This window comes from Acidiferrimicrobium sp. IK, from assembly GCF_025499425.1.
Classification (GTDB): Bacteria; Actinomycetota; Acidimicrobiia; order Acidimicrobiales; family Palsa-688; genus Acidiferrimicrobium.
Map to the genome: position 1 here is coordinate 1 of NZ_JAIMCB010000022.1, position 17501 is coordinate 17501.

A 17501-nucleotide genomic window follows, 5' to 3' on the forward strand; every position below is an offset into this window, starting at 1 on the left:
CCGCTGCCGGGAGGAGCTCCGAGGAGCACCCACCATCAGACTCCCTCCTGCCGGCGCCTGACCCGAACGCACCATCCGGGCCCATCACGCAAGAGCAGCGCTGCGCTCCTTCATCACATCAAGGGGCTGTTTGCTGGTTGTGCGGACAGGACAGGGAGTGGCCACTCGGTGGAGGGCAGGCTCTTATTGGGTCACGCGCCAGCGGGTCGGGGGTGGTCGAGGGCGGCCGACAAGTCGTTCGTGGGCCAGCAGGTTCGCGGCAGCCGGTTCGGGGTCAGGCCGCCCTCGAGAGGACGGGTGTTAGGCGATGGCGGAGCGGAGGTGGGGGAGGGAGACGCGTTCGTGATCGCGGATACCGGCCGCACCCGCCGCAAGCAGGTGCACTGGCTCGATGTCGGTTCTGACGAGCTTCTCGAGCGTCTCCGGGTGCTCAACGGGTTCGACATCGACTTGGCCGCGGATCAGACCCGCCTCACGAACCGGTGCCGTGACGCGCTGACCAGCGTGTCCCCGGCGTTGGAGCGCGCGGTTGGCTCCCGGCTCCACTACGCCGGCGTCCGGGATCTCCTGGCCAAATATCCGACCCTGACCGCCCTCCGGGGGGCGGGGACGGCCCGGATCGCCCGGACGGTCAAGGGCCGTTCGCCTCGCCTGGCCACCAAGATCGTCGACGCGGTCACCGCAGCCCTCGACGCGCAAAGCGTGACTGTGCCGGCTGAGGCCACACTCGGCCGGGTGATCGCCGAGCTGGCCGTCGAGCTCGACCGGGTCTTCGCCCGCCGTGACGCTCTCGCTGGGGAGATCGAGGAGGCGTTCCTCGCGCACCCTTTCGGTGAGCTGCTCTCGTCCATGCCTGGGATAGGTCCGCGGACCGGGTCGAGGATCCTGGCCGAGGTCGGCGACGGCACCCGCTTCCCTGACGGCGACAACCTCGCCTCCTACGCCGGTCTCGCCCCGGTGACCCGCCAGTCCGGGAAGTCTCTCAACGGCGAGTCCAAGAGCCGCAGAGGCAACCACCGCCTCAAAAACGCCATGTTCCTCGCCGCGTTCGCGTCGCTGCGCTCCCCGGAGTCCAAGGCGTTCTACGACCGCAAACGAGCCGAGGGCAAACGCCACAACGCAGCGCTCATCTGCCTCGCCCGGCGGCGCTGCAACGTCATCCTCGCCATGCTCCGCACCGGCCAGCCCTACAACCCCGGCCACCCCGCCACCCCGGCCGTCGCACAGGCTGCCTAACCCCGGAAACCTCTCCCGAGGCCTTGACAAGAACATGGGGACACCCCCCCACTGAACTAAGGCAAGCAGCCCGGGGCGACCTCGAGCGCCGCCGCCGCGCCGACCGGCTTGCCGATCACCTGCGGGTCGCCCCATACCCCGATGCCGAATGGCCACCGGCCCCGCCGGGGTCCTCTGCCGCCTCAACGTGACCTTCCCGAAAGGTGTTCGAGGGCCCGCGACCGGGACCTTTTTCACGTCTACTTGGTGAGTAACCACCACCGCACCGGTAGCTGGTTTCATCGCCGACCTCTAATCTCCTGCAGTCGAACGACCCGGACTTCGAGGCCAAGAAGAACCGCGTCGTCGACCGTTAGGGCGGCGTCACCCACCCTCCATGGCCGCGCTCGATTTGGGCCGGGACTACATGCTGTCGAGGGTCGTGAACCACAAGAACCGCGACGCGTTCCTCAGCTTCCGTGAGCTGATCCGCGCCCAATACCCGGCCCAGTTCCGGATTGCGATCGTGCTCGACAACTTCAGCCCGCACCTCTCCACCCGAGTCGATGACCGCGTCGGGAAGTGGGCGGAAGCCCACGACGTCGAACTGGCCTACACGCCGACAAACACCAGCTGGCTGAACCGGATCGAGCGTCACTTCCAAGCACTCCGCCACTTCGCGCTCGATGGCACCGACCACCGCAGCCACGAAGAGCAGAACGAGATGATCCGCCGCTACATCGCCTGGGCGGAACCGCCACGCCTGCGACGAAGGACTTCGTGCTATCTCAAAGCGCGCAAACGTTGCCTGATGGGGCACTAGTTCGCCGACGTCCCATTCCTCGGGACGACTATCTGTGAGTCGCTCAAGTATGGGCCCAACGACAGCTAACTGCGAGATCGTTTTTACGACAGTGGTCAGCTGGAAGAAGGCATTGACTAAACTAAGCAGGTGGCCATAATGCCGAGCACAACTCTCTCCGGTACCCGTTTCGACAGGTCACTTCCAACGTGCACCATCCCGCCGATCGCATCAAATACTAGGGCGAGTGCCGCTTGGCCTCGGTGTCGCACTATCCGTTCTCGGCGATATCGCTGGACTTCGTTCACCAGAGACTCCTCTCTCAAAGCTACGCCAGTTGCCGATCCCGAGCCCAAATACGGGAGGCCCTCCAAGCGCTTGTTCAGCTATAGATGGCTTCTACGGATTTGCCTTCGGGGTAGCTGCGCTCGGCTGGCTAGCAGGATCCGTTGCGCTGATCGCGGCCAACTAGAGTTCCCCGGTTGGCTTCAGAACGTTTGGTCGAGTGGTTCCGGAAGTCGGCCTGATTCGAATGGCCGCTCGAGAATCCGACGGCCTAATCTTGAAGACCTTGGTCTCCAGGGCACCGTCCGCTGTGAACACTACGAAGACGGGGAACTCATATTGACGGTCCGTCACAGAGACGGGTGGGCCTACAACAACCCGGAACCAACTGCAGGCCCTTGGTGAGGAGATCGGAATTCCTGTTCACATGCGTCGTCTTATTACCCGAGCGTCGAAAAAGAGCGCCATCTAGCGGAGCCCATACTGCTCCGTTAACGCTGTTCTTCGCCGAAGAGCCGCATGGCGCCGACCTCCCTTTCTGTTCCCGCAGATTCGTCCCGCTGCTCAGCACCTACGTCCAAAAGACGGGCACCATACAGCCATCGGACGTTTCCTTCCCTCGATACTTCACCACTAATGACGACAGTTTGATCGAGATCGTGCGCCTGTACAGCACGGTGATATTCCTCGTCAGAACCTAGTCTCGCCCTGTACTTACGCCTTCCGTCGTCGACGCCGACCACGCCGGGGCTACCAGCTTCCTTCTTTGTAAGAAGATGCACCCGTCCGGTTACTACCTCCTCGGCGCGCTCGGTACTGGCGGCCAGTCGCAGCGCTGCAGAATTCAGTACGGGGGCGTCTTGACGGCTGAACTCGAATGCAAGAGTTTCCCTTCCAGCGGATCCGCCAGATTGAGCAGTGCTGAATTCGATCTCGATCTCACTACTAATAGCCTTCGCTGCCAATTTCTCCAGGGCAGACGTTAGCTCGTAGGATATGCCATCTGGGACGCCGGCCTCAAACACGTCGAGCGAAGACTCCTCGCGGTACTCAGCAAGGGCCTCCTTCACGGCTATTAGCGCCCGGACAACCGAGTTGGTTACGTCCCGGCCGCTCGCTCCGTCAATATGCTCGTATGCGAACGATGCAGTTGTAGTGGCACGATAGGGCACAAGCCTGGAGGACGGCGCCAAAGCGGTAACAATATAGCTACCCGGGGATGTCTGACCCATTAGTACCGTGTCTAGGTATCGATTTGCGAACTGGCCGAACCTATTGCCGAAATGTCGAGCAGGCTCCATGTGGGCTTTGGCTCCCGCCAACAAGGTTGCCTTGGCTGAGCCAATCAGTTCTTCACCAGCCACCCACGGAATGAGGCCGCTCGGCGCCTCGGACTCCTTCCGGAACCTAAAGGCATCGGCCAGGTTTGCTTCGAGGCGCGGGGACAGCTGCCGGATCCAAAGCTCCTGAAACGAAGACTTCAGCAGAGAGACAGCACCCGAGAATAGCTCCTCAAAGTCTGACATTTCCCGATTAAGGGGTATGACTATCGACCGTGTGTCGCCAAGCTCGGCTGGAGGTTGGATTCGCTTGTAGAGGTCGTGGCGCTGTCCGATAACGGTCCAACCGCAGTCTTCGAGTGTTTCGAGGAGCCGGGCTGGCGAGAAGGCCGGCTCTGGAATGCTCAGATCGCTCATATCGCCACCCCGGCCCTCATCCGGTCAAACATTGCTGTTAGCGATGCTGCATCAAAAATATTCTGAAGCGGGACGTGAACAGTGGGGCTCTGAGCCGCAGGTACAGGCTGGTTTTCAAGGTTTACCCAGTAGCAACAATGGGCCATCGTGAGTGCACCATGATCCGCTGCGGTCCATAAAGATTGGTCTGGACTCGTGACCATCACCAAAAGAATGGCCTTGATTCCTGTCCGATGCTTAGCTAATTGTACGAAGTAGTCCCGCTTCTTGAGCTGATAGCTGAAGTGAACTGCGGTCGGGTCTGGCTTCACGGTCGTGGTATTCTTAAGCTGTGCCCGTATCGTCAGTTCCTCGGCGTCAGGGTCGTGCGCCTGAATAATCTCGACATCTAATCCGAAAACGTCTCGGCGAATAGGCTCGACGGTGCATCCCGCAGTTGCAGCTACGCCCTGAACGTATCCCTCTTGGAGCTGCTCCATACAGGTGGTGAACGTCGGGGCATGCACGGGCTGGATTCCACCCTGGCTGGCTGTAGCCGGGAATCCGTTAGTTGTTGTCAACGTCTTCTCCCGCCTGCGAGCACGAGGCCAGAGTGTACGGTGGGAACGGCGAGCGCGCCTTGGCTCTGCTCCGCTCGCACGTTCTCACCTTCGTCCAGCCCTGTGAGATTATCGTGAGATAGCGCGAGAGGGGATGAGGCGTGATGAAAGTTAGGCAGACGGTACTGTGGCTCTCCACGGCCTTTGTCCACGAGACCCGAGTCCCGTTACTAGGCCGCCTCGGGGATGCTGAAGGAGACTCCTGCCAGGACTGCAAGGCAAGGGCCGCCCAGTCTCGGACAAGCTCCACATTCCCAAAAACCTCGCGATGGCCCTTGCTGCCGAGGCCGGGGAACTCCTCGCCTAGCTCCAGTGGTTGACCCCCGACGAGAGTTGCGGGCTCACAACGGAGCAGCACCGCGCAGTGCAGGCAGAGATCGCTGACGTCCTCATCTACCTCGCCAGACTCGCCGACCTTCTCGGCGTCGACGTCCGACACGCGGTCGAGGAGAAGCTCGCCGACAACGCACGTCGGTATCCTCCCGAGCGTTACGGTGGCTTTGGCGGACAAAGCACCACACTGATCTAGCCGGGGGGTCCGAGCGGAGTGCAGCTCTACAGAGGAACGACGGACGCTTTTCGACGAGACGCCCTCAGCGGGGCCCTTACCGAGGCGACGACTGAGCACTTCCTCGGAGTGTTTGGGTACCCGCCGTCCCAATCGGAGGCCAACAGCTGGATCAGAAGAATCCCCGCTCTGGCAGCCCTGCTAGTTGATGCAGGGCTCGATCAGGTGGAGCTCCTGGCTGAGTACCAGCTTCCGCTCACCTCGAAGCGGATCGTCGCTCTCTGTGGCGGCCGCAACCCCTCGGGCGGCATAAGCGCCGTCGTGGTCGAGAACGAGCAGTGGGCCAACGGCGAGATTGAGGACATCGATACCCGACGAGCCACACTCCTCCGCAGATCCTTGCTCCGCCCCCAGCAGCAAGTTGTCCAGCACCTCGAAGACTTCAACCAGCTCCACGAACAAGGCTCCCTGACAATCTCCGGCGCCGTGCTGCTCCACAACGCCACCAAGCACGACGTCGCCGAATACCCGATGTTCACCGCCGACACCTTCGGCGCCGCCCGCACCCTCCTCGCCGACCGCCGCCTATCCCCCGCGAGCCTCGGCGCCGTATGCGACGAGTTCCTTGCCGGCCGGATCAGGGCCGCCAAGAAGCTCATGGACCACGTCGCCGAGCAGATCAAAGGCCACGACACCTTAACCCTGCTCGACGAGCAGCTCGTCGCCTACGACCTCGTCTCCCAGGCCGTCGCCGAAAGCCGTCGGAACTCCAAGACCATCGTCCTGGGCAAGAGCGGTCCTGACACCGACAAAAGTGTCCTCACCACCACAGTCCTCGCCGACCTCAGCAAGGCCGGCTACAACTGCAGCCGCGCCGCCGGCAGCAAAGCCTTCACCCTCACCCTCCGAAGCCGAGTCAGGGACCGAGCCGTACAGATCTTCCGGTACTTCAACAACTTCGGCTCAGCCTCACCCAAGGAACTCGACTGCCTCATCGCCGACGAGGTCCACTGCATCGGTCTCACCTCCAACAGCAGATTCACGCCGAAAGCCGAGCGCTCCAACCTCGCCCAGGTCGACGAGCTGATTCGGGTCGCCGGAGTACCGGTCCTCCTCCTCGACGAACGCCAAATCGTCCGACCCAGAGAGACCGGCACCAGCGATGTCATCGGAGAAGCCGGCGACCGCAACGGCATCGACCTCATCGAGATCGACCTCAACGGCCAATTCCGTTCCGGCGGCTCCCAGGCCTACATCGACGGGGCCGACGCACTCCTCGACCTCACCGACACCCGCGCACAGCCTTGGACCGACGACCACGCCTTCGAAGTCACCGTCGTCGACTCGCCCAAAGAGATGGACGCGTGGGTCCGAGCCCAGAACTCCAGGGGACACACCGCCCGCATAGCCGCCGGCGTCTGTTGGCGATGGTCCGACCCTACCCAAGACGGAACCCTCATCGACGACACCACCATCGGCCGGTGGACAAGACCTTGGAACGCTAAGCCGGTCAAGAAAGCCCATGGCGCACCACCCGCCGAACTCTGGGCGAGGGACCCTAGGGGCTTGGAGCGGCTTGGCTGCGTCTACACCGCCCAAGGCTTCGAATATGACTACGCAGGCGTCATCCTCGGCGAGGATCTCCTCTGGCGAGACGACCGATGGGAAGGGCACCCCGAAAATAGTGCGGACACCGTAGTCAAGCGAAGAGTCAACTTCACTGAGCTGATTCGACACACCTACAACAGTGCTAATGACAAGAGGGCTTAACGGAGTGGCTCTGTACTCTACGGAGCCGCCTCACCCAGGACATATTGATTCGGCTAGCGACGGTGGAGCAGCTCTGGCGTCCGAGACCGTTGGATCCGTCGTGAAGTGTCGCTTAGTATTCGCCCTCTTGCTATTTCCAGTCACGGCCGCCCCCAAATCCGCATGAACCACGCGGTAACAACTGGGCACTCGTCTCGGACCGCTCCAGGCCGCCGACGCATACCGCTTCTGTTCATTTTGCTCTTAGTTCTATCACTCTCCTATATCGTCCGAACAGTCGCCTTGTCCGAGATAAATGGCGGGCCCCCGTCGGGGCAGACTCTTACGGTGTCCGTCTCGCACGTCCCAAGCGCCCTTCCTCGATCCGAGACCGATGAGTTGCAGCTGAGGACGCAATTCAACATCGTCGCGTCTAAGGTTCGGGGAGAACGGCCCTCTACTCTCCGAGTTTCCGTAGCTACCAACCTTTCCACCGGGCTAATCGCTCTCACTTCGACGATATCGACCAGCGGCGGCCCTACCTTCACCGCTACCACGTTCTATGCGACATCGGTGGCTGATCCGTCTGCGGCTCCAGCATCGGCCGGCGCTGGATGGGCGACCTCCGACCCGTCTGTAGCACCGACAGCCCGCAGTGCAGACGTCCTCAAGACTGTTCAGAGTCAAGGCCTCTATTTGGGAGCACCGAGTCTCGGTGAATCGCTGACAGGCTACGTTGTTCAGAGGTTCTTGATTAGGACCGCCCCGGTGAAGATCGTTTTCGGGGCCGAGCCCGTCGGGTCAACGACTCTCGGCGTTGACTTGTCTGCGTACCCGGGCGACGCTCTTCGGTTCAGTGTCGCGATTACGAACATAGGCACCACAGAGACTTCACCAGGCGACGTCTTGCTCCCTGCCTCGTCGGTTATTTATCCCATGGCCGAGAGGCGTAAGTCTCCCGTAATACGCGCAAGCGTTCCGAGACTCTCGCCTGGTGAACACTTCGTTGTGACAGGAACAGGGGTTGTCCAAGCTCCGCTCGTCGCAGCGTCGACATACGTAGGACATGAGGTACTGCAGGTACAAGTTGGGGGGCAGCTGTATTCACAGTCTGCGACGATCTCAGTTCCCTTGATCTTTTCGAACCGATTCTTCAGCCGTATCGGCGACGGCGTCATCGTGGCTATCGTCGGCCTGCTGCTCCTCTTGTTCTCCGCTCGGTACCTTCGGCGGCCCTTCTTGTTGGAGGGCCTGCTGTTCGTTGTCGCGTGTCTCGTTTCGTGGCTCGCCGGACACCTAGCTGGGCTTCTGGCGTTTGCGACCTTGTACGGGGCCATTGGTGTACTAATTCGCCAGCGAGCAGTGAGCGGAAGGTGGGACCTCTTAATTGCTAATAGTAACAAGACGTCCGGAGAAGATCAGGAACCGCGCGGGGTGGCTCCGGTGGAACAGATGGATGATGCGAGAGGCGTCGGACGGCGCGCACTGGGTTCCTCTCCTCGATTCGGCAGCCAGGTCACTATTCTTGCTCTTCTCGGAATCATAGTTCCATTCGGACTCTTGCTGTTATTCTCGGCGTCCTCAGCGATTTCACAAAATGAATACGGTTCCCCGTTTCATTTCGTGATGAGGCAGTTGGTCTCGTGCGGCACCGGCATGGGTGTGCTCTTTTTCTTTAGCCGCGTGGATTTACAGGTCGTACGTCGGGGTAGCTTCGTACTGTTTGGTCTGAATCTGCTGCTACTCCTTATCGTTCTCGTCCCTGGGGTAGGCGTAAACGTCTCAGGTACGATTCGATGGATAGGCTGGTCGTCTTTCTCCGTGCAGCCCTCAGAGTTTATTAGGCTCACCATCGTGTTTCTCGCGGCAACGGTGCTTTCGGGCGAGGATGTGCGGACGACTCGGTGGCGTGACGGGCCTGAAGTACTTGTGATAGCTACCATCCTCGTCACGTGCCTCATTATGCTCGAACCCGACTTCGGTACCGCCGCAGTCGTCTGTTCCATTATTATGGTGGTTCTCATAGGTGGCAACGTCCGCGGGACGCTCTTATGGAGATTAGCCGCAGGGGCCTTCATCCTCTTCGGTGCTCTTGCTATTGCTGCGCCGTATAGAGTACAGCGTCTGCTTTCGTTTCTTCACCCGTATCGAGACAGCTCGGGTGCGGGTTACCAAGCTGTTCAAGCGTTCGACGCAATCTACAGAGGTCATCTTATGGGTGTCGGGCTACAGAACGGGCTCGCGAGACTCGGGTATTTGCCCGACCCCTTCACCGACTTTATCTACGCTGTTACTGCGGAACAGCTTGGCGCCATCGGGGCCTGCCTTATTGTAGTTCTCTTCTTTTTGTTGGCCTTGACCGGGATACGAGTGGCTTATCGCGCAGGCAGCGAGTATCAACGCCTTCTCGCACTTGGCTCCACCGCGATCGTCGTCGTCGGCGCGTATCTGAATATCGGCGCCAACATCGGCTTTTTTCCGATAACGGGCATTCCACTTCCATTGATCTCGTTTGGTGGTTCCGAGAACGTTGCTTCCTTCGCTGCTCTTGGAGTCCTCTTGAATGTTGCTCGGCGGAATGAGCGGCAACGGCGGTGTTCTGCAGCACTCTAATAAATGTCTCCATCTGACGTCTTACGCAGGGGCTCGCCTCGTCGGTATGTAGCACTACGAACCCTCGGCGCGGATGTTAGCGACGGCGGAGGACTCGACTAACCCCTGTTCAGCCTTGGAAGCCGGGAAGAAGTCGCCCTTTTAGTCCTCTCCGAACAGATTGGGATCCCATCCGCCAAGAGCCCAGTTGCAAAGGCGCTACAAGGCTGGGAGCTTTTGTAGCTAGCATCTGGTAAATCAGTGCTGGCATCTCGTCTCCCGATCACCCTCGGTTTAACCTCTGACCTCAAGGAAGTGTCGAACTGATCAGCCGTTCGCTGGTTAGAGGACAGCCCGACGTGACCCCCCCCACCCCTCCAGCCCGGCGAGGCGGCCAGGTCCCGGTCCACGTCCGCAAGTTCACCACCATCGGCTACCGGGACCGGCGGGAGCTGATCCGTCTCGACGTGCTCGACGATGGAGTTGCGCCGCGAGGCGCTGGCGTTGGTGCGGGGCCGGCCGTTCGCCGGGGTCGCGGACGGGACGTTCGGGTGGGTGTGGGACGAGATGCTGGTGTCGGAGATCGAAAGCACGTCGAGACGGAGACGGTGCCGTCCGGTTCGACGAGATGGATGCTTACACGGCAGCACGGACACCAGCGATAGACCTGGGTCCGTGCGTCGAGGAGCTGGACCTCAACGCCGTACCCGCAGCGCGGGCAGGGCACGTGGACCATCACGTGATCGAGGTCGAGCATCACGGCTCGAACTGACGAATCTCAATCGGGTGCACCCGTCAATCCTGCCAGACCACGCCCGATGGAGAGCCCCCAATGAGCCAGCTCGGCGGCTTCGTCTGATCGCCGACCAACTGCGTGGCATCTACAAGCCCCACAGTACGGCGACGTCATTTTGCCCATGACCATTCTTCGGAGGTTGGACTGTGTCCTGGGACCCACCAAGACTGATGTTCTCGCCCGGGCCAAGGAGGTCCCGAATCTCGACCAGCTGGACTTCGTCGTACGCCGGGAGCTCGGATTGCCGTTCCACAACACCTCCACCTTCGACCTCGCCAAGCTGCTCGACGACCCGGACAACTCGGTTGCCAAGCTCGTTCACCTCGACACACCACGCCCGGGCCAGCCAGTGGGCCGCCAAGGATCTGCGGGCGGATCTGCGAGGCTCGTCCAAGGTTTGGATTAGCGACGACCACTACCGCCAGGTTCGCCAACGCTGGCACCAGACCCACTACGAGTACCAGCGCATGCAGCCCTTGCTGAGGGTTGCGGGGCCTGCCGATATTTACCAACCCCTCACCGCCGACCACATGGCCAACAACGCCTGCCGGATGGTCCTGAACCTAATGGCGCTCGTGGATCCCCGCACTCCTCGGCCCTGGCTCGAGCGCCGCTAGCGCCACCCCGAGACCACATCCCCGGACACCTACGCTGAGGGGTGTGGCGGAAGCGGTGATAACCGACCTTCTGGACAGCGACCCACGCCAGGTCGAGCCGTACCGGCTACTCGGACGTAGCCAGGCGAAGATCCAGGTCGTTCAGCTCGAAGGGGTCCGGGCTGATCTGGTCATAGCCTTGGTAGGTGCCGTCCAGCTGGGCGAACTCGAGGAGTCTGTCGAGGGGTGATTCGATCAGCAGGCCGCTGCGGAGGCTGAGCCTCTGGGGGATCGGATCATCGCGTTGCCTCTCTGTCACGACGGGTCGGGCTGTCTCAACCATGCTCGTCTCGCTGACCATCGGCTCCCATTGTCGTCGACGGTCATTTTGCAGGATGTCCGCTGCGACCAGACCGGCGCGACCCATACCGACGTGGCAAACGGCGATCGATGTCTGGCGTCGATCCGAGGAAGTCACGAGATCCACCTCCCAGTCCTCGCTCATCGGTGTCGGATTCGCGGCGAATGGGCGGTGCGGGTGTCAAGATGTGCGGGCGGAGGGAGGTAGGCGCGTGAAGGGGCTGTACGTGCTGGTCGTGGGCGGCGTGTCGCTGGTGGCGGCGTTCGGGGGAGCGGCGGTGAGCGCGGGGGTGCAGGCCGAGACGTCGCCGGTGGTGATCGCGGGGGCGACGGTCACCAACGCGGTGGCGGTGGACAACACCGCGGTGCGGACCTATGACGCCTCCGGCGGGAACCGCTCGGGCAGCGCGGGCCGGGTCGGCTGCTACTTCGTTCCCGCTTCGGCGATGCTGGCGTGCGGGCCGACGGGTGACGGCACCGGCCGGCCGGTGTGGGACGTATACCGGTTGACGCTGGCCCGGCAGGGCGCCGGGACGGCGATCACCGCGGTCATCCCCGACACGCCCAACGCGCAGCGGGCGCTGCCCTCCGGCACCGGGTTGCTCGACCCGCACGGCTGGTCGGGGACGGTCGGACCGCTCGATCAGGCCGAGGTGTCGTCGGTCCACGCCGCCACGTTGCACGACGCGAACGTCGCGATCGACGTCGGCACGCTCGGGATGGTCGCGGCGGGCGGGATGGCGTTGGCGCTGCCGAGATCCCGTCGTCGGCGCCTGGCCCGCCAGCGAGCCGAGCTGGCGGCGGCCGAGCAGAGCCGGTCGAAGATGGCGTCGTTCGAGTCTGTTCGGCGGTGGGCGTGGGCGCCGCCGGTGGTGCCGCCATCGCCGACGTTGCTCGACCCGCCACCGGTGCCGTCCCGGGCCGGGGGGCCGCTGCAGGCTCCCGTCGCGGCGCCGGTCGTTTCCGCTCCGGCTGTGGTCTCGGCGCCGCCCGCGGTCGCAGGGACCGGCCCAGCGAACGGGAACGGCAAGACCGGGAGTGCTGGCGATGACTCGGTCGGGGAGCCGCCCGGTCATGTGTGGTCCGGTCCGGCGGTGCTGATCCTCGGCCCCGTGGTGACGGTGGGGTGGGCGAAGGAACCGGACCGGCGGATGCTGGTGGAGCTGGCCGCCTACCTGGTGACCCACCAGGAGCGGCGGGTGACCGTCGCCGACCTGCGCGACGCGCTGTGGCCGGAGGACTCGGCGCGCCCGGAGCGGGAGGTGAAGGCCGAGACGGTCGGGCAGTACATGTCCCGTCTGCGGCGCTGCCTGGGCTCCGAGCACCTGCCCGACGCGGGTGGGAAGGTGGGCTGGCAGCTGGCGTCGACGGTCAGCTCCGACTGGTTCCGGTTCCAGGCGCTGGTCGAGGCGGCCCGCCACGCGGATGCGGAACGGGTGTTGGAGTTGCGCCGCGAGGCGCTGGGGTTGGTGCGGGGCCGGCCGTTCGCCGGGGTCGCGGACGGGACGTTCGGGTGGGTGTGGGACGAGATGCTGGTGTCGGAGATCGAGAGCACGATCGTCGCGGTGGCCCACTCGACGGCCGAGGCGTACCTGGCGTCGGGCCGGCCCCGCCTCGCGGAGTGGGCGGCGCGGCGGGGCCTGATGGCGGTACCGACCGACGAGCAGCTCCTCGCGGATCGGATGGCCGCGGCGGCCGCGGACGGCGGCCCGGCCCGCCTGGAGCGGGCGTGGCGCGACGCCAAGGCGACCCTCGGCGATCAGGCGACCGACGGCCCGTTGTCGGGCGTGTACGACAGTCTCCGCTCCGGCGTCGACTGACCAAGCGTTCCTCCCCGGCCGGCGCCGTTGCCGTGGCGCTGCTTTCTTCTCCTGCCGGTCAGCCGATCGGCGCGGCCCAGCACGGGATCAGGTCGACGCGGGCGGGCGGCTGGCCGGGCTGGATGACCAGCGCGGTGCCGGGCGTCTGGTGGTGGACCCGGTCGACGGGGAGCACCGGCCGCCGTTCCCACGAGGTGGTGCGCTGGCTGGCCTTGTCGTAGTTCCACCATCCGACCGGCTCGGTGAGCGACTGGATCGGGTAGTGGGTCTCGCCGGCCAGCGCGGAGACCAGCTGCAGGGTGCGCATGTCGGCGACGCCGGGGAGAACGACCTTGGTCCCGAACAGGGTCAAGAACCCGTCCGCGGCGGCCCCCCACCGCACCCGGGCCTGGGACAGGTCCTGGAGGCAGGCCATGGTGACCAGCCCCTGGCTGGCGCCCTCGGCGACGATCGAGGGGAGGTTGGGGAGCGGGGCGATGTTGGCGACCTCGTCGAGCGCCCAAACGACCGGCGGCCAGCCCGGCTCGCGCCGGTAGGTGGCCCGGCGGAGCCGGTCGAGGAGAGCGACGACGATCGGGGCCAACTGTTCCTGGTCCTCCGCGGGCGCGGCGAGGTAGAGGGTGTCGGAGGAACGGACGAACGCGTCGGGATCGAAGTTCGGAGCGGCGGCCACCGCCAGCGCGTCGGGGGACCGGTAGGCGGCGAGGACCCCCGCCGCGGTGGAGAAGATCCCGGAGCGTTCCCGTTCGTCGGTGGCGGCGATCCCCGAGAGGGTCTCCGCGGCGATCTCGTCGCCGCCGCGGCGCACGAGGAGCCCGGCCGGTTCGGTGACCTCCCGGCGCAGCACCCAGCGCAGCACCCACGACACGTCGAGCCCGGCGAGCGCGGCGGCATGCAGCAGCGGCGCGAGGAGGGCCTCGGCCCGTTCGCTCCAGTGGTCGCCGTCGGTGCTGACCCGCCCGGGTCTGGTCGCGGCGCGGGCCAGGACGTGCGCGGTGGCGACCGCTTCGCGCCACTGCTCGCAGCCGGGCACCGGTGACCAGCCGAGACGAGTGAGCCCGGCGGGGGTGGGGATGGTCCCTGACGGGTCGAACAGCCACAGCCGGCCCCGTCGGGCGCGGGTCCGGGCGGTCCAGCCGATCACGTCGGTCTTGGTCGACGTGGCGACCGCGGCGCCCGGCGCCAGCTGCACGTTGGGGACGATCAGCGCGGTGGTCTTCCCGGAGCGGGGCGGCCCGAGGACCAGCACGCACTGCTGGGCGCCGGCGAGGACCGGGCCGACGGTCCCGCCGCCGAGGAACAGGCCGTGCCAGGCGGCCATCAGCGGGGGCGCCTGCCGGGCCGGCACCGACATGCGAGCCGGCGGCGTCGGAGGCGTCGGAGGGGTCGGGGGCGGCCACCGGTCGACGCTGGGACGATTGGTGGCGGGGCCGGACGCGTGGGTGTCGCTCACCGGGACCACCCCCGCTCGTCGGCCCGCTCGTCACGGGCGAGCCTGCGGTCGTCGGCGATGGCGAAAGGATCGGGACGGTCGAGGGCCGCCGCGGCGACCCGGAGCGCCATGCGGGCCCGGGCGTGGTCCTCCGCCTGCAGGGTCCCGAACGCCGGGACCGCCCCGAGCATGCGGGCGGGGTCGGTGACCCTATAGCGGTCACGGTAGGCGTCGACCTCCATAGCGGCGTCAGACCACCGGATCCGGGCGACGCCGCCAGCGGGCGGAGGCCCGAGCGGCGCCAGGTGGGCTCCGGGGTCGGCCAGCGCGGCGCGCCGCAGGAGCCGCCGACGTTCGTCACCCAGACCCAGGCCGTAAGCGCCGGCCGGCTCGCGGGCGGCGGGCAGGTCGGCGAGGGGGCGGCCGGGCCCGGGGCCGACCACGCCGGTGGCGGCGGCGAGATGCTGGGCGTGGCTGCGGTCGAGGGACTCGACGAGCGTGCGGATGGCACCATCTTGTCCGGTTTCGACGGCCGTTGGAAGGTTGCGGACACCGGAGCGGCGCTCGGGCCGGGTGTGGCTGTCGGGGTCGGGTTCGGTGCCGGCGACGAGGTACAAGTCGTTGCCGGCCCGGCCCCGCGACATGCCGACGTAGCCGGCTTCGCGGAACAGCCGGTCGGAGCCGAGCAGGAACGCCCGGTCGACGGTGACCCCCTGCGCCTTGTGGAGGGTGAGCGCGTACGCGTGGTCGACCAGCCCGGCCTGCAGGTAACCGGAGGGGACGTGAATGTCCCGCCCGTCGACGGCGCGGACCATGAGGGACCCGCCGTGAAGATCGACGGCGGTGACGGTGCCGCGGGTGCCGTTGGTGAGCCCGAGCAGCCGGTGGTTGCGGAGCGCGACGATCTCGTCGCCGACCGCGTAGCACCGCCCGCCGACCTCGATCTCCTCCCCGCCGAGCCGGCCGGCCTCCCCGTGGAGCCGGCGGGCGAGACGGTTGAGGGCGTCGACGTCACTGCGACGCAGCGCGTACATCCCGGCGTCCGCGCCGGCCTGCCTGGCCTCCCACCAGTCACCGACGAGCGCCTGGCGGGCGTCCGCCGCGGTGTCGGCCAGGACCAGACGGCCGTGATCCCGCCATATCGCGACCGCCGCCGCGGGCCGCCCGGAACGGAGCCGGTCGAGGGCGTCGCGCTCCCACACTTCGGCCTGGCGGCGGTTGACGGTCAGCTCGGGAGCGTCAAGGCGCGCCGCGAGGGCCCGCAGCGTGCCGCCGGCGTCGATCTCCGGCAGTTGGGCCGGGTCGCCGACCAAAACCACCTTGGCCCGATCCCGGGCCGCCGTGGCGAGGAGCCGGTCGAGGGTGCGGGTCCCGGCCATCCCGGCCTCGTCCACCACCACGACCCCGCCGGAGGGGAGGCCGCCGCCGTCGCCCGGCGGGCGTTCGGCATCCAGGAGCAGCCGGGCCAGGGTGGTGGAGGGGATCCCCGACCCGGCCTGCAGCTCGGCCGCGGCCCGCGCGGAGGGCGCGGCGCCGACCACCCGCAACCCGGCCTCCTGCCATCCGTCCCGGGCGGCGTCGAGAGCGAAAGTCTTCCCCGTCCCCGCCCGACCGACCAGCACCGACACCCCGTCACCGTCGGCGAGGAGCCGTTCGACCGCCCGGGCCTGCTCGTCGCTCAACCCCGGCCGGGCCCCCAACACCCGGTCCCGGACGCCGGGCGCGACGACCGCAACGTTGCCGCGTCGCCGGGCCAGGGCGCCGGAGAGGACCCGGGCCTCGGCCTCCCACATGTCGCGGGTGGTATGGCGCGCCTCTGCCGGACGTTCCGGGGCGGCCGGGTCGCCGCCCGGTCGGCCCTCCGGTAGCGCCTCGGCTGGGCCAGGGGGCGTCGGGTCGGGGCGGGTCGGGGTGGGTTGATGGGTGACGAGGAGGACCCTCGGGTCGGCCAGGACCAGGTCCACCGTCCGCTCCAACGTCCGGCGGTCGATCCCGTCGGGGGCAGCCTCGGCGACAGCCCGCACGGCGTCGCGCCGCTCGAAAGTCGACCGTTTCGCGGTGAGACCGCCCGGTCCGGTCAGACGGTCGGCGAGATCCGCCACGTCCAGAGCCTCAGGCGTCCGGCCCGGCCCGGTCAGGGCGTCCAGCGCGTCGCGGGTGAGCCCGGCATCGCCGGCGCGCAACTCCCACGACGCCCGCAGCACCCCAGCCGACAGGTGGGTGTCCTTGGCGGTGCGGGTGCGGTAAGCGGCGACCTGCGCGGCCCGGGCGGTCGTCTCGCCGGTCTCAGCCAGTCGGCCCTCGATCTCGACGCGGCGGGTCGAGAACCGCCGCAACGTCGCCGGGTCGATCCCGGCCGGCTCGGCCATCCCCGCCCGCACCGCACCCCACCCCAAACCGAGGCCGACGGTGAGGTAGTGACGGAGCGCGGCCTGGTAGACGAACCCGGCGGTGCGGGCATGGCGGAACAGGGTGCGGCTGTCAGGCGCCGACCACCCTCCGTCGGTCCCCTGCACCAGGTTGGCGGCCAGGACATGGGTGTGCAACTGCGGGTCCCCGGCCCGGGAGGTCCGGTGCACGAACCCGGCGGCCACGAACCCGCCCGTCGCCACCCGCTGCACTCCCCCCCGGCCCCGCCGGGCGAAGAGGGCGTTGTCCTCCAGGTAGCCGAGAGCGTCGCCGACCGCGGCACGGTGCGCCCCGTCGACCGCGTCGGCCACCGCCCGGTCGCCGAGCGCCCCGAGCAGGCTCACCCCCTTGGGCGCGGAGAAGGTCAGGAACAGCCCCGGCCGGCGCCGGCCCTGCGCCGCCTGACCCGACACCAACGGCACCCCGAGGCGAGGGTCCACACCGGCGAGCACCGCCCGCAGATCGGCGGCGGTGACATCGCCGTGCAGGTCGAGGGTGCCGGCGCCGCCGCCCATCCACTCGCCGGGGGTCTGGCCTCCCTCCCGGTAGTACTCGTCGGCCCGGACCGGCCCGGCGCTGCCGACCGACAGGTAGTAGTCCTCGTCGCCAGCCGCGAGCATCCCGATCGACAGCATCCGCCC

Annotated in this window: 12 protein-coding genes and 1 pseudogene; 8 read left to right on the forward strand and 5 right to left on the reverse strand. The window is 66.3% G+C overall.

What is annotated here, in order from left to right; genetic code table 11:
- The first annotated feature begins 321 nt into the window (after positions 1 to 321).
- A complete protein-coding gene (locus K6U06_RS22780) occupies positions 322 to 1236 on the forward strand; it encodes an IS110 family transposase (RefSeq protein ID WP_262324283.1) in 915 nt (304 codons plus the stop codon).
- Between the two features lie 322 nt (positions 1237 to 1558).
- Positions 1559 to 2027, forward strand: a pseudogene (locus K6U06_RS22785) (transposase); the annotation flags it as partial.
- Positions 2028 to 2793: 766 nt separating this feature from the next.
- Here K6U06_RS22785 and K6U06_RS22790 read toward each other — a convergent pair.
- Both K6U06_RS22790 and K6U06_RS22795 read right to left on the reverse strand, forming a co-directional pair.
- Entirely contained in the window at positions 2794 to 3999 is a 1206-nt protein-coding gene (locus tag K6U06_RS22790) for a hypothetical protein (protein WP_262324284.1), read from the reverse strand.
- Positions 3996 to 4478 carry a DUF4365 domain-containing protein gene (locus K6U06_RS22795; protein ID WP_262324285.1) on the reverse strand — a complete coding sequence of 161 codons (483 nt, stop codon included), beginning with the start codon at positions 4476 to 4478 and terminating at the stop codon, positions 3996 to 3998. Before K6U06_RS22795 ends, K6U06_RS22790 begins: the two co-directional genes overlap by 4 nt.
- A gap of 484 nt (positions 4479 to 4962) precedes the next feature.
- Between K6U06_RS22795 and K6U06_RS24875 the strand changes: the two genes are divergently transcribed.
- The 5 genes from K6U06_RS24875 (at position 4963) to K6U06_RS22815 (ending at position 10860) form a co-directional block, all read left to right on the forward strand.
- Entirely contained in the window at positions 4963 to 5127 is a 165-nt protein-coding gene (locus K6U06_RS24875) for a MazG-like family protein (protein WP_410051131.1), read from the forward strand.
- A gap of 18 nt (positions 5128 to 5145) precedes the next feature.
- Positions 5146 to 6876 (forward strand): DUF2075 domain-containing protein, encoded by a 1731-nt coding sequence (locus K6U06_RS22805; protein WP_262324287.1) that lies wholly within the window; start codon positions 5146 to 5148, stop codon positions 6874 to 6876.
- A gap of 747 nt (positions 6877 to 7623) precedes the next feature.
- A complete protein-coding gene (locus K6U06_RS22810; RefSeq protein ID WP_262324288.1) occupies positions 7624 to 9468 on the forward strand; it encodes an FtsW/RodA/SpoVE family cell cycle protein in 1845 nt (614 codons plus the stop codon).
- An 896-nt stretch (positions 9469 to 10364) separates the two neighbouring features.
- Entirely contained in the window at positions 10365 to 10649 is a 285-nt protein-coding gene (locus K6U06_RS24880; RefSeq protein WP_410051130.1) for a hypothetical protein, read from the forward strand.
- A complete protein-coding gene (locus K6U06_RS22815; protein ID WP_262324289.1) occupies positions 10549 to 10860 on the forward strand; it encodes a hypothetical protein in 312 nt (103 codons plus the stop codon). Before K6U06_RS24880 ends, K6U06_RS22815 begins: the two co-directional genes overlap by 101 nt.
- 106 nt (positions 10861 to 10966) lie before the next feature.
- Here the strand turns inward: K6U06_RS22815 and K6U06_RS22820 are convergent, their stop codons facing one another.
- Complete coding sequence (locus K6U06_RS22820) at positions 10967 to 11344, reverse strand: hypothetical protein (RefSeq protein ID WP_262324290.1); 378 nt, start codon at positions 11342 to 11344, stop codon at positions 10967 to 10969.
- A gap of 67 nt (positions 11345 to 11411) precedes the next feature.
- Between K6U06_RS22820 and K6U06_RS22825 the strand changes: the two genes are divergently transcribed.
- A complete protein-coding gene (locus K6U06_RS22825) occupies positions 11412 to 13019 on the forward strand; it encodes a BTAD domain-containing putative transcriptional regulator (RefSeq protein WP_262324291.1) in 1608 nt (535 codons plus the stop codon).
- A gap of 58 nt (positions 13020 to 13077) precedes the next feature.
- On the opposite strand, the gene K6U06_RS22830 is transcribed toward K6U06_RS22825, so the two are convergent.
- Complete coding sequence (locus K6U06_RS22830; protein WP_262324292.1) at positions 13078 to 14472, reverse strand: type IV secretory system conjugative DNA transfer family protein; 1395 nt, start codon at positions 14470 to 14472, stop codon at positions 13078 to 13080.
- Positions 14469 to 17495, reverse strand: coding sequence for a MobF family relaxase (mobF, locus tag K6U06_RS22835; protein WP_262324293.1), 3027 nt, complete (start codon positions 17493 to 17495; stop codon positions 14469 to 14471). Before mobF ends, K6U06_RS22830 begins: the two co-directional genes overlap by 4 nt.
- Positions 17496 to 17501: the final 6 nt, after the last annotated feature.

Coding starts and splice junctions, on each gene's coding strand:
- K6U06_RS22790 (WP_262324284.1), bottom strand. CDS start 3,999: ATGAGCGATCTGAGCATTCCAGAGCCGGCCTTCTCGCCAGCCCGGCTC.
- K6U06_RS22795 (WP_262324285.1), bottom strand. CDS start 4,478: ATGGAGCAGCTCCAAGAGGGATACGTTCAGGGCGTAGCTGCAACTGCG.
- K6U06_RS24880 (WP_410051130.1), top strand. CDS start 10,365: ATGACCATTCTTCGGAGGTTGGACTGTGTCCTGGGACCCACCAAGACT.
- K6U06_RS22820 (WP_262324290.1), bottom strand. CDS start 11,344: ATGAGCGAGGACTGGGAGGTGGATCTCGTGACTTCCTCGGATCGACGC.
- mobF (WP_262324293.1), bottom strand. CDS start 17,495: ATGCTGTCGATCGGGATGCTCGCGGCTGGCGACGAGGACTACTACCTG.